Below are 11,392 nucleotides of genomic sequence, written 5' to 3' on the forward strand. Positions count from 1 at the left end.
ATCACCCGTTTGGTATTGTGCATCAACGTGGTGACCTGTGGTTTTGGTGGTGCAGGCAAACAATCGGTAGTTACCTTGCTTCTCTTTCTCTAAATATTCTAAGAACGCTTGATAGTTTTTATGACGCGTTACGCGAGCTAAATCATGGTAATCCAAACCAGCGCGGCGGACTTTTTTCTCTTCAAGATCGAAACCCAGAGGTTCAATTAAGTGAAGGTTTGCACCGCAGTTGGCGCATAGTCGAATGATGTTGCCGGTGTTCGGCGCGATTTCTGGTTCGTATAAAGCGATATCAAACATGGTATTGAAATAGAGTTGGTCAAAGAGAGGGGCAGTATATACCCAAGTCACCGAAATATGCGAGATTCAGCAAGATTGACCTGGGTATGAAAGCAGGCATTAGCGCGGATGTTAATACCGTACGTATCGATGCTCTTTATAAGAGAGCGTGAGCATAGTTTTCTTCAACTGCTCGCCAGTTGACGACGTTCCACCACGCATCAATATATTCTGGGCGACGGTTTTGGTAACTGATGTAATACGCGTGCTCCCACACGTCTAATGCGAGGATTGGTTCACCGCGCACATCCACTACGTCCATCAGAGGGTTATCTTGATTGCTGGTGGACGTAATGTGAATCTCACCATCTTTTACGATCAGCCATGCAAAGCCAGACCCAAAGGTATTGATGGCAGCTTGGGCAAACGCCTCTTTAAATTGCGCAAAGCTACCAAATTTATCGTTAATTGCTTGAGCAAGCGCGCCTTGAGGCTCTCCGCCACCGTTTGGTGACATGCAATTCCAATAAATGATGTGGTTGTAATAGCCGCCACCATTATTACGTACTGCTGGACTGAGCTTAGAGATATTGTCAAAGATCTCGTCTAATGACTGAGTTTCGAGCTCGCTCCCTTCAACGGCATTTACAAACTTATCAAAGTACGTCTTGTGGTGTTTGCTGTAATGCACTTCCATGGTTTTCGCGTCGATGTACGGCTCTAGTGAATCGTACGGGTAAGGCAGAGCGGGAAATGTATGTGACATAGTAAATCCTCCTTAATTGGAAAATTTACTTTAATGCTAACGATAATTATTATCAACTTTGATCTTTGTAAGGGTATTCTAAGAAGCCTCACCAATTTCTAAAGTGAGGGTGGGGCTGTTAATCACTCACTCTAGAAATATGGTGCGAATTATTGTTAGTTCATCAAATTGAGACTAACAATTGATCGGTAAGGTGATACTCATACGCAATCCGCCTAAAGGACTTCGGCTGGCTGCGATCGTGCCACTGTGCTGGCGAATGGCACTTTCGGTAATGGTTAGGCCGAGACCTGTGCCGCCAGAGTGGCGATCGCGTGCCGTGGAAACGCGATAGAACGGGCGAAAAATCGCGGCCAGTTCCTCTTCTGGTACACCTTCTCCATTATCGTCAACCGTGATACGAAGCGTATCGTCATCGGCTTTGATGTCGATTTGTACCTCATCTTTTCCGTAGTAAATGGCGTTACGAACGATATTTTCCACCGCACTCATCAGCAGTTTAGGGTTACCGGAAATATTGCGCTTAGGTAATTCTGAATAGTGTAGCTGTTTGCCCATTTGCTCTGCTTCAAACTGCGCATCTTTAATGATTTCTTCCCATAAACTTTCTAGTGGCTGTGTTTCGCGAGTCATATGACTGTTCGCCTGCATGCGAGAAAGCTCTAATAGTTCGCTGATCATCTGTTCCAAGCGCTGCGCTTCGGTATCGATACGAGTCAGTTCTGGGCTTTCGCCTTGTTTACGCGTCGCTAATGCGCTTGCCATGCGCAGACGAGTTAAAGGTGAGCGCAGCTCGTGAGAGATATCGGATAGCAAACGTTGTTGTCCTGAAATCATTTGATTAACCGCTTCGACCATCTGGTTGAAGCTGCTGCCTGCTTGACGAAATTCCGCCGTACCTTTTTCTAAATTTGGGTCTGTGACAAATTCACCTTTCGCTACACGTTGAGCAGCGGCTTCAAGACGACGTGCAGGCTGACTCAAAGCCCAAGCAAGCCATAACAGCAATGGTGTACTAACCAACATGACCGCAAGCAAGAGCTGGAATGGGTGATCAAACAGACGCAGGAGTAGAGGTGGTGGCTCATTCCATTTGAAGCCCACGTACATCAAGATATCGGAACCTGCCAAAGTAATAGGAATTGGGCCCGCAATCATGTATCGACCATACAGCTTCTGCTTTGGATTATTGTAATCTTCGATACTGGTGACAAAGTTTTGCATGGCACGCAATTGAAAATTGCTGCGTTTTTCTGTCGTAAGAACATTACCGCTGTAGTCAGAAAAAAAGACTCGTGGGCGAGGGTCGTGCTTGCCGTGACGGTTGCCCTCGATACGAAAAAGTATGCGGCCTAAATCTGTTTGCTGGCTGTATTTTTGTTGGATTGAGTCACGCGTTTCTACCATACGTTTGTAGTGTTCTTCTGGAATATCGCGAGCTTTGCGTGGGTCCAAATGTGGCAGTGATAGCACGGCTATCAATACTAATAACATGGTGAACCAAAAAATGGCAAAGATGCGTCCATACAGGCTATTGATGTTTGGTAGTTTGATGCGTGATAGGCGCATTAATCCTCCTCAAGCAGCATGTAGCCACGACCACGCAGGGTTTTGATTCGCGGCTTGCCATTGCTTTGATCTGGTAATTTTTTACGTAAGTTCGAGACATGCATATCGATAGCGCGATCAAAAGCAGCGAGTCGTTTACCAAGCACATCTAAGCTCAGTGTCTCTTTGGTCAGCACTTGTCCTGGGTTTTGTACGAAGTGGGTGAGTAGCGCAAACTCGGTTGCTGTGAGATCGAGTAACTGTTGCTCACAATACGCTTCTTGCTTACCGGGATAGAGGCGGATTTCTTGATACTCAATGCAATCGCTGTTTTTGGTATTTTTTTGTGTGCTGCTAGTGCGGCGTAAAATCGCGCGGATTCGCGCTAACAGCTCTCGGTCACTAAAAGGTTTTGGTAAATAATCATCCGCGCCCAGTTCCAAGCCGATCACGCGATCAATTTCTTCCCCTTTAGCGGTCAGCATCAAGACGGGAGTTTCCCAATTTTCACGTAAGCGTTTCAGCGTTTCCATGCCATTGAGTTTTGGCATCATGACATCCAACAAAATCAAATCAATCTTATCATTGATCGCGGCTAAGCCGGCTTCACCGTCATTTGCTTCGCTGACGTCAAACCCTTCGAAACTGAGTACTTCTTTTAATAAGCTAGTTAGCTCGATATCGTCATCGATTAAAAGAATGTTTGCCATGGGGGCACCTATAGTAAGTTACCGATAGCCTAATATTACATTGGAATGATGCGCAACGAAGAGGAGAAAAATCACTCTTTACGATTCTTTACGCTCCCTATACGTCGCTTTACCTAGCGGGTCGTATTCTATACTCAAGCGCTGTGAGAACAGCTCAGAAGAACCACTCACCTGTGTAAGGAATCGTATTATGAAGTCTGCAAAAAAACTTGTGTTAGCTGCTGTTGTTCTACCTCTTACTCTTGGCGCCGCAAGCGCATTCGCTTACGGTGGTAAAAACCATCATAAAGGCCCTCGTGACGAATGCGGCATGGGTATGGACCGAGGTGTCATGCGTCAACTAGACCTGACTGATGCACAAAAAGATCAGCTAAAAGAAATGCGTGAAGCAAACAAAGCAGAAATGAAAGCAAAATTCGCTGATGGCAAAGAAGCACGTATGGCTGAGCGTCAAGCGCATCACGCAAAAGTACAATCGCTTTTGCTGGCGGATAACTTTGATGAAGCTCAAGCTAGCGAATTAGCAAAAGAGATGGTTGAGCGCCAAACGGAACGTCGCGTGCAAATGCTAGAAAGAAAGCACCAAATGCTTAGCGTATTAACACCTGAGCAGAAAGCGAAATTTGTTGAGCTACAAAATGAACGTATGCAAGAGTGTGGCGACAGAATGCACAAGCGCATGGAAAAGTCGCGCAATAATTAAGTCATGAATTGATGTTATATAAAGAGGCAGCCATTGGTTGCCTCTTTTTGATCTGGTTATTTCATGGTCATTCAATATACTCAACGTATGGTTTTAGTTAACTCTTTGATTATGAAACAGCAATACGCACGTTTAGTTACGACCGCCGCTTGGACTGCAACCATTGTGGCGACGCTTCTTCTGATAGTAAAAGTCATCACGTGGTGGGTAACCGGCTCAGTGAGCTTATTGGCGTCATTGATTGACTCCATGTTAGATATCGCGGCTTCGGTTGTGAATCTTGTGGTGGTTCGTTACGCCTTACAACCGGCAGACCGCGAACATACGTTTGGACATGGTAAAGCTGAGTCCTTAGCGGCCCTAGCCCAAGCAATGTTTATTTCGGGCTCGGCAGTATTTTTGATTCTTAACGGGATTGACCGATTTTTCCGCCCGCATGCTTTACACGCACCGGAGTTAGGTGTGTATGTATCGCTGTTTGCGATTGTGGTCACACTTGGCTTGGTGATGTTCCAAAAACATGTGGTTCGCGTGACGGGGAGCCAAGCAATAGCGGCGGATTCTCTGCATTATCAGACTGACTTGTATATGAATGCTGCGATCATGGTGGCTCTGGGGCTCAGTTATTTTGGAGTGACTCAAGCGGATGCTGTGTTTGCGATTGGTATTGGTGTCTTCATTCTTTATAGCGCTTTCAAAATGGTCAGCGAAGCGATTCAAACCTTACTTGATAGAAAGTTGCCCGATGAAGAGCTTGAGCAAATTAACCAAGCTTGTTTGAGCGTAAAAGGGGTATTGGGCGTGCATCAGTTACGCACGCGAATGTCAGGACCGACGCGCTTTATACAGTTGCATTTAGAGCTAGACGATAACTTACGATTAATTGAGGCGCATTACATCGCTGATAAAGTGGAAGATAATTTATTGGCTCTGTTTCCTGATGCGGATGTATTGATCCATCAAGATCCATTGTCTGTCGTTTTCGGACCAGAGAAAGAGCAGAAAGCGCAAGATTGGTAGGCTTGAAAAATCCATCAGTGCCCGACGACAAACAGGTACTTATTGACTATCTTTCCATCAATACTTATTAAGATTCGTGATCCTGATATGAATCAACAAAGTTTCATAGAGAAACTGTAATACTCTTACATAAGTAGAAAAGTTACATAAAAAAGTGCGTTTTCATTGGTAATCCTGTAGAGGAAATGTAACATAACGCACAGTTCTGGATTATGCAGGTTGCTTGGTAACAAGGGGCCTAAAAGAAAATTAAATAATTGATTGCCAAAGATCGAGGGTGAGCATGATTAAGAAGATCGGTGTTTTAACAAGTGGCGGTGACGCACCTGGTATGAACGCTGCGATACGCGGCGTAGTACGTACAGCACTATCCGAAGGATTGGAAGTATTCGGTGTGTACGACGGCTACCTAGGCCTATACGAAGGCCGCATCGAGAAGCTAGATCGTTCTAGCGTTTCAGATGTGATCAACAAAGGTGGTACGTTCCTAGGTTCTGCACGTTTCCCTGAATTTAAACAAGTGGAAGTTCGTGAAAAAGCGATTGAGAACCTGAAAAAACATGGTATCGATGCACTAGTGGTAATCGGTGGTGATGGTTCGTACATGGGTGCGAAGAAACTGACTGAAATGGGTTACCCATGTATCGGTCTTCCGGGCACAATCGACAACGATATCGCAGGTACGGATTACACTGTGGGCTACCTAAGTGCACTAAACACCGTTATCGATGCAATCGACCGTCTACGTGATACTTCTTCATCTCACCAACGCATTTCAATTGTAGAAATCATGGGCCGTCACTGTGGTGATTTGACTCTGATGTCTGCAATTGCGGGCGGTTGTGAATACATCATCACTCCGGAAACTGGTCTAGACAAAGACAAGCTGATCAGCAACATCCAAGATGGTATCGCTAAAGGTAAGAAACACGCGATCATCGCGCTTACTGAGCTAATGATGGATGCTAATGAACTAGCTCGTGACATCGAAGCCGCGACAGGTCGTGAAACTCGTGCAACAGTACTTGGTCACATCCAACGTGGTGGTCGTCCAACTGCATTTGACCGCGTACTAGCATCTCGTATGGGTAACTACGCTGTTCACCTATTGATCGAAGGTCATGGTGGTCGTTGTGTAGGTATCGTGAAAGAGCAACTTGTTCACCACGATATCATCGACGCAATCGAAAACATGAAGCGTCCAGTACGCAACGATCTATACAAAGTTGCTGAAGAGTTGTTCTAAGCAAGCTTGAAATAGATAAACAAAACCGCGGCTTTCCGCGGTTTTTTTGTATTTGAGAATCAACAAAAAGAAACTAGCGATAGACGAGTGTTAAGACACGCTGCTCTGCTCTATGAGCGTTAATTTTCGCTCGCGCAGCGCAAACAAGTAGCCCAGTAGCCCACCCAACGTATTCCCAACCGCGATACCGATAAACAAGCCTTCAATGCTGTAGATTTGGCTCCCGACCCAAGCCGATGGCAAGGTAAAAATGAACAGCCGCATAAAGCTCCACTGGAATGCACGCAATGGCTTGTGCATCGCATTCAAACCACTGACTAACATCATCACGATGCCTTGGAAGCCATAACTAAATGGCACCACCAGTAAATAATGCCAAAGCAGGTTTTTCACCGCATCTTCCTGAGAAAACAGCGCAGCCAGAGGAATGCTCAGCGGTACCATCATCAAGAAGATAAACCCTTGGAATACCACTGCAAAACGCATGCTAATAAATAAACCGGAAAAGGCTCGTTGCGGTTGTTTGGCTCCTAAATTTTGTGCCATAAACGGTGTGAGGGCAGAGGTCAGCGACATCAATACTAAAATCAATATGGACTCAATACGCTGCGCTGCCCCGTAAGCAGCAACCGCCGCTGTACCGTGGTTGGATAACAGCATCATTAGAATGGCACCGGACAACGGATTCATCGCGTTTGATAGCGCTGCAGGGGTACCAATTTTTAGTGTCTGTTGCCAGTCTTGTTTCAGCAAAGCCCATTGGGGTTGAGCAAGCAATTTTTCCCGTTTAATTAGCACATAGAATGAGCCACACAAAGCACCTAACCAGCTAAAGGCACTTGCTATGGCTGCGCCTTGAATGCCAAGTTCCGGAAAAGGGCCATACCCGAAAATCAACAATGGATCGAGCATGCCATTAATCAAACCAGCCAACATCATGACTTTTGCTGGTGTCTTTGTGTCGCCAGTAGCTCGGATAGCACTGTTGCCCGCCATTGGGATCACTAGCAGAGGAATGGTGAGATACCAGACCTGCATATACTGCTCAATAAGAGGGATGAGATCATCAGACGCACCAAGAAAACGAAACAATGGCGCAATGGTGGTAAAGCCAATAGAAGACGCGATAGCCACAAGTAACACGGCTAATAACAAACCGTGGGTGGTGAACCGTGCAGCTTGTGGTGCATGACCTTGCCCAAGCAAGCGACCAATATTGGTCGATAGTCCCATCCCAATCCCCATCGTAATGCAGTTAACCGCAAAGGTGACAGGGAAGGTATAGCTGATAGCTGCTAGCGCTTGAGTGCCAAGCAACGAGATAAAAAACGTGTCCACCAAGTTAAACATCAAAATTGCGATCATGCCCATAGTCATGGGTACGGTCATTTTCCGCAGCGTTTCAGGAATGGGTGCGGTCAACAAACCATGCTTATCGGTCGCTTGGGGTTCCAGCTTGTTATTTTCCTGCATGTGTGACAACTATCTGGTAAGCAAACTGCAAGGATACAAGAAAGCGAGATGCCGAGCGAGTGAGCATTTCTAACGCAAACCGTTGCCTAGTTGTTCGTTATTTTAACTAAGTCACAAAAATTTTGTGCCACCCCCTTGGGATCGCTGCTTCGACCCCTTATATAGGGATCACGTGTCTGGGGCTACAGTCCCTAAGGACAATTATCAAATAAACATGGAAATTTTCAGGAGAGACGACCGATGAACATTCGTCCATTACATGACCGAGTTATCGTTGAACGTAAAGAAGTTGAATCTAAGTCTGCTGGTGGCATCGTTCTGACTGGTTCTGCTGCAGAAAAATCGACTCGCGGTGTTGTTCTAGCTGTGGGTAAAGGCCGCATCCTAGAAAACGGCACCGTACTGCCACTAGACGTTAAAGTCGGTGATACCGTTATCTTCGCTGAAGGTTACGGTACAAAAACTGAAAAAATCGACGGTAAAGAAGTGCTTGTCATGTCTGAAAACGACATCATGGCGATCGTTGAATAATAGCAATCATTGAGTAATTTTTTGCTCAGATTCAATTACGAAATTACACACAAAGAATTTTAGAAAGGAAATCAAAGATGGCTGCTAAAGACGTTAAATTTGGTAATGACGCACGAGTTAAAATGCTGGAAGGTGTAAACGTTCTGGCTGACGCAGTAAAAGTAACACTGGGTCCTAAAGGACGTAATGTCGTTCTAGACAAATCTTTTGGTGCACCAACTATCACTAAAGATGGTGTATCAGTAGCGCGTGAAATCGAGCTGGAAGATAAATTCCAGAACATGGGCGCACAAATGGTTAAAGAAGTTGCGTCTAAAGCAAACGACGCAGCGGGTGACGGTACAACAACAGCAACGGTACTAGCACAATCTATCGTTAACGAAGGTCTAAAAGCAGTCGCAGCGGGCATGAACCCAATGGATCTTAAGCGTGGTATCGACAAAGCTGTTGCCGCGGCAGTTGAGCAACTAAAAGAGCTTTCTGTTGAATGTAACGACACAAAAGCGATCGCGCAGGTTGGTACTATCTCTGCAAACTCAGACGCAAGCGTAGGTAATATCATTGCAGAAGCAATGGAGCGTGTGGGTCGTGATGGCGTTATCACGGTTGAAGAAGGTCAGGCGCTACAAGACGAGTTAGACGTAGTAGAAGGTATGCAGTTCGACCGCGGTTACCTGTCTCCTTACTTCATCAACAACCAAGAATCAGGCAGTGTTGATCTAGAAAACCCATTCATTCTTCTAGTAGACAAGAAGATCTCAAACATTCGTGAGCTTCTTCCAACGCTAGAAGCTGTCGCGAAAGCATCTCGTCCACTGCTTATCATTGCAGAAGATGTGGAAGGCGAAGCGCTAGCAACATTGGTTGTGAACAACATGCGTGGCATCGTAAAAGTTGCAGCTGTGAAAGCACCTGGCTTCGGTGACCGTCGTAAAGCAATGCTACAAGACATCGCTATCCTAACTGGCGGTACTGTGATTTCTGAAGAGATCGGTCTAGAGCTAGAAAAAGTTGCACTAGAAGATCTAGGTCAAGCGAAGCGTGTTTCTATCACGAAAGAAAACACGACTATCATCGATGGTATCGGTGAAGAAGAGATGATCTCTGGCCGTGTTGCTCAGATTCGTCAACAAATCGAAGACGCAACTTCAGACTACGACAAAGAGAAACTACAAGAGCGCGTAGCTAAACTGGCTGGCGGTGTTGCAGTAATCAAAGTTGGTGCTGCGACTGAAGTTGAAATGAAAGAGAAGAAAGACCGTGTAGAAGATGCGCTAGCCGCAACTCGCGCAGCGGTTGAAGAAGGTGTTGTTGCTGGTGGTGGTGTTGCACTTATCCGCGCGGCATCTAAGATTGCTCACCTAACGGGTGACAACGAAGAACAAAACGTTGGTATCCGCGTTGCACTACGTGCAATGGAAGCGCCAATCCGTCAAATCACGAAGAACGCAGGTGAGGAAGACTCAGTTGTTGCGAACAACGTGAAAGCGGGTGAAGGTAGCTACGGTTACAACGCGGCAACAGGCGAATACGGCGACATGCTAGAAATGGGTATCCTAGATCCAACTAAAGTTACTCGTTCTGCACTACAATTCGCAGCATCGGTTGCAGGTCTGATGATCACAACTGAAGCGATGGTTACTGACCTACCGCAAAAAGACGCGCCAGCGATGCCTGACATGGGCGGCATGGGTGGCATGGGCGGTATGGGCGGCATGATGTAAGCCAGCTTATCTCATCGCTCTAAGGGAGCCCTTATAGCGGAAAGATAACCGACCAAACCTTTAAAAGTCGAGGCAGATGCCTCGACTTTTTTTATGCGTGTCACCTGAGAAACATGACGTTCTGGAGTGGCTTATCATGAGATTTCTGAGCGTAAAAAGCGCCATTTCAGAAGCAAAAAATCGAAGAGAAATATTTTTTCTTTTGAGTCAGATGGTTAAATCTGACCTATTGCTAACACTTTTTGAACGGGGACAGAGCAAAATCTGAACATTACACTATGTTGTAAATTGTTGCTTCCCATCATGGAGATGAAAATGAAAAAGCTTATGACGTCATTGGCGGTTGCAGCCGCTATCGCATCACCTGTTGCTTTTGCCGACAGTACACCTGTGATGTTCTCTACTATCGATAACACAAACGCACCTTCGAATTCTTCAGTTGGTGGCGTTCGTTTAGCTGTGTTGCATGGACAGGTAAATGAGGTTAAAGGTGTCGACTTTTCACTGCTTGGTATGTCAGAAACGGATCGTACGACAGGTGTGAACTTCGGTCTGTTTTTTGGTGCAGCAAAAGTAAATCAAGAAATGAAAGGCGCGTCTTTAGGCTTAGTTAACTGGAACCAAGGTCAGACGACGGGTGTTAACTTGGGTGCTGTTAACATTACGAACAACGTAAAAGGCTTGAACTGGAGCGCGGTGAACTATTCTGAAGGCTACACCATGGCGGATGTGGGCTTAGCGAGTATCTCTAAGAAGTCTAATTTCCAGTTTGGTTTCTTCAACATGACCGATCAAATCGATGGCGTGCAAATTGGTCTTTTGAACTGTGCGGATAACGGTTTCTTCAAGTGTTTCCCACTCATCAACTTTGCTAAGTAATCCCTGAGAAAGTCAGAATCTTTATATACAGAAAGCCCTCGATGTTTGTCGAGGGCTCTTTAATTACTGATGAGATGAAGCGAGTTTCTCGGAGCGTTAACTATTTAATTAATCGTGATGAAGTTTTGCGTTGTTGAATTCTTTGATGAACACCGCGGCGTAATGCTTTGATGTGGTTTTCTGCTTTATCCACACCTAACAACACGGTTAGTGTCAGGAGAGTAATAACCACCGACTGCGTTAAATAACCCAAACCTATCATCAAACCTAAACCTGCTAGCACCCATATTACAGCCGCGGATGTTACGCCATGGATTTTTCCATCAAGTGTCATCATAACGCCAGCGCCTAAGAAGCCGACGCCAGTAATGATCTGACCAAGCACTCGTGCTTGATCAAGTGTATTTGGCGATAACGACACTGCCATCGACATAAACAGGTAGGTGCCTGAAATAATTAATATTGCTGTGCGAATGCCAACCGGTTTACCACGAGTTTGGCGCTCTATACCGA

Annotated in this window: 12 protein-coding genes; 6 read left to right on the top strand and 6 right to left on the bottom strand. The window is 45.7% G+C overall.

The window, feature by feature from the left end; translation table 11 throughout:
• The 4 genes from CAG68_RS14760 to CAG68_RS14775 form a co-directional block, all read right to left on the bottom strand.
• Positions 1-300, bottom strand: a 300-nt coding sequence (locus CAG68_RS14760; RefSeq protein ID WP_272926332.1) for a TrmH family RNA methyltransferase, incomplete at its 3' end; no start/stop codon positions are given.
• Positions 301-436: 136 nt separating this feature from the next.
• Positions 437-1,045: a superoxide dismutase gene (locus tag CAG68_RS14765; RefSeq protein ID WP_005382382.1), complete on the bottom strand. Its 609-nt coding sequence runs from the start codon at positions 1,043-1,045 to the stop codon at positions 437-439.
• Between the two features lie 174 nt (positions 1,046-1,219).
• Positions 1,220-2,614 carry an envelope stress sensor histidine kinase CpxA gene (gene cpxA / locus CAG68_RS14770; protein WP_005382383.1) on the bottom strand — a complete coding sequence of 465 codons (1,395 nt, stop codon included), beginning with the start codon at positions 2,612-2,614 and terminating at the stop codon, positions 1,220-1,222.
• Positions 2,614-3,303 carry a response regulator gene (locus CAG68_RS14775; protein WP_005382384.1) on the bottom strand — a complete coding sequence of 230 codons (690 nt, stop codon included), beginning with the start codon at positions 3,301-3,303 and terminating at the stop codon, positions 2,614-2,616. The genes cpxA and CAG68_RS14775 overlap by 1 nt, the downstream gene beginning before the upstream one ends.
• A 190-nt stretch (positions 3,304-3,493) precedes the next feature.
• Here CAG68_RS14775 and CAG68_RS14780 point away from each other — a divergent pair, with 190 nt between their 5' ends.
• From CAG68_RS14780 to pfkA, 3 genes are all read left to right on the top strand, one after another.
• Positions 3,494-4,006 carry a CpxP family protein gene (locus tag CAG68_RS14780; RefSeq protein WP_005386388.1) on the top strand — a complete coding sequence of 171 codons (513 nt, stop codon included), beginning with the start codon at positions 3,494-3,496 and terminating at the stop codon, positions 4,004-4,006.
• Between the two features lie 111 nt (positions 4,007-4,117).
• On the top strand, positions 4,118-5,026 hold the full coding sequence (fieF, locus tag CAG68_RS14785) for a CDF family cation-efflux transporter FieF (RefSeq protein WP_025768809.1): 909 nt from the start codon (positions 4,118-4,120) through the stop codon (positions 5,024-5,026).
• 283 nt (positions 5,027-5,309) lie between these two features.
• Positions 5,310-6,272 carry a 6-phosphofructokinase gene (pfkA, locus tag CAG68_RS14790; RefSeq protein WP_005381521.1) on the top strand — a complete coding sequence of 321 codons (963 nt, stop codon included), beginning with the start codon at positions 5,310-5,312 and terminating at the stop codon, positions 6,270-6,272.
• 90 nt (positions 6,273-6,362) lie between these two features.
• Here pfkA and CAG68_RS14795 read toward each other — a convergent pair whose 3' ends face one another.
• Positions 6,363-7,745: an MATE family efflux transporter gene (locus tag CAG68_RS14795; protein WP_017635565.1), complete on the bottom strand. Its 1,383-nt coding sequence runs from the start codon at positions 7,743-7,745 to the stop codon at positions 6,363-6,365.
• Positions 7,746-7,985: 240 nt separating this feature from the next.
• Between CAG68_RS14795 and CAG68_RS14800 the strand changes: the two genes are divergently transcribed.
• The 3 genes from CAG68_RS14800 to CAG68_RS14810 all read left to right on the top strand — a co-directional run bounded on the left by CAG68_RS14800 (position 7,986) and on the right by CAG68_RS14810 (position 10,879).
• Positions 7,986-8,276 carry a co-chaperone GroES gene (locus CAG68_RS14800; RefSeq protein WP_005381516.1) on the top strand — a complete coding sequence of 97 codons (291 nt, stop codon included), beginning with the start codon at positions 7,986-7,988 and terminating at the stop codon, positions 8,274-8,276.
• A gap of 77 nt (positions 8,277-8,353) precedes the next feature.
• Complete coding sequence (gene groL / locus CAG68_RS14805) at positions 8,354-10,000, top strand: chaperonin GroEL (RefSeq protein WP_005381509.1); 1,647 nt, start codon at positions 8,354-8,356, stop codon at positions 9,998-10,000.
• Between the two features lie 315 nt (positions 10,001-10,315).
• A complete protein-coding gene (locus CAG68_RS14810; protein WP_005381507.1) occupies positions 10,316-10,879 on the top strand; it encodes a VC2662 family protein in 564 nt (187 codons plus the stop codon).
• Between the two features lie 100 nt (positions 10,880-10,979).
• Here CAG68_RS14810 and CAG68_RS14815 read toward each other — a convergent pair.
• Positions 10,980-11,392: MgtC/SapB family protein (locus CAG68_RS14815; RefSeq protein ID WP_161441316.1), on the bottom strand; the 413-nt coding region annotated here is incomplete at its 5' end.

The organism is Vibrio sp. V42_P2S4T144, from assembly GCF_009904715.1.
Taxonomy (GTDB): domain Bacteria; phylum Pseudomonadota; class Gammaproteobacteria; order Enterobacterales; family Vibrionaceae; genus Vibrio; species Vibrio alginolyticus.

Coding starts and splice junctions, on each gene's coding strand:
- CAG68_RS14765 (WP_005382382.1), bottom strand. CDS start 1,045: ATGTCACATACATTTCCCGCTCTGCCTTACCCGTACGATTCACTAGAG.
- CAG68_RS14810 (WP_005381507.1), top strand. CDS start 10,316: ATGAAAAAGCTTATGACGTCATTGGCGGTTGCAGCCGCTATCGCATCA.
- pfkA (WP_005381521.1), top strand. CDS start 5,310: ATGATTAAGAAGATCGGTGTTTTAACAAGTGGCGGTGACGCACCTGGT.
- cpxA (WP_005382383.1), bottom strand. CDS start 2,614: ATGCGCCTATCACGCATCAAACTACCAAACATCAATAGCCTGTATGGA.
- CAG68_RS14775 (WP_005382384.1), bottom strand. CDS start 3,303: ATGGCAAACATTCTTTTAATCGATGACGATATCGAGCTAACTAGCTTA.
- CAG68_RS14800 (WP_005381516.1), top strand. CDS start 7,986: ATGAACATTCGTCCATTACATGACCGAGTTATCGTTGAACGTAAAGAA.
- groL (WP_005381509.1), top strand. CDS start 8,354: ATGGCTGCTAAAGACGTTAAATTTGGTAATGACGCACGAGTTAAAATG.
- CAG68_RS14795 (WP_017635565.1), bottom strand. CDS start 7,745: ATGCAGGAAAATAACAAGCTGGAACCCCAAGCGACCGATAAGCATGGT.
- CAG68_RS14780 (WP_005386388.1), top strand. CDS start 3,494: ATGAAGTCTGCAAAAAAACTTGTGTTAGCTGCTGTTGTTCTACCTCTT.
- fieF (WP_025768809.1), top strand. CDS start 4,118: ATGAAACAGCAATACGCACGTTTAGTTACGACCGCCGCTTGGACTGCA.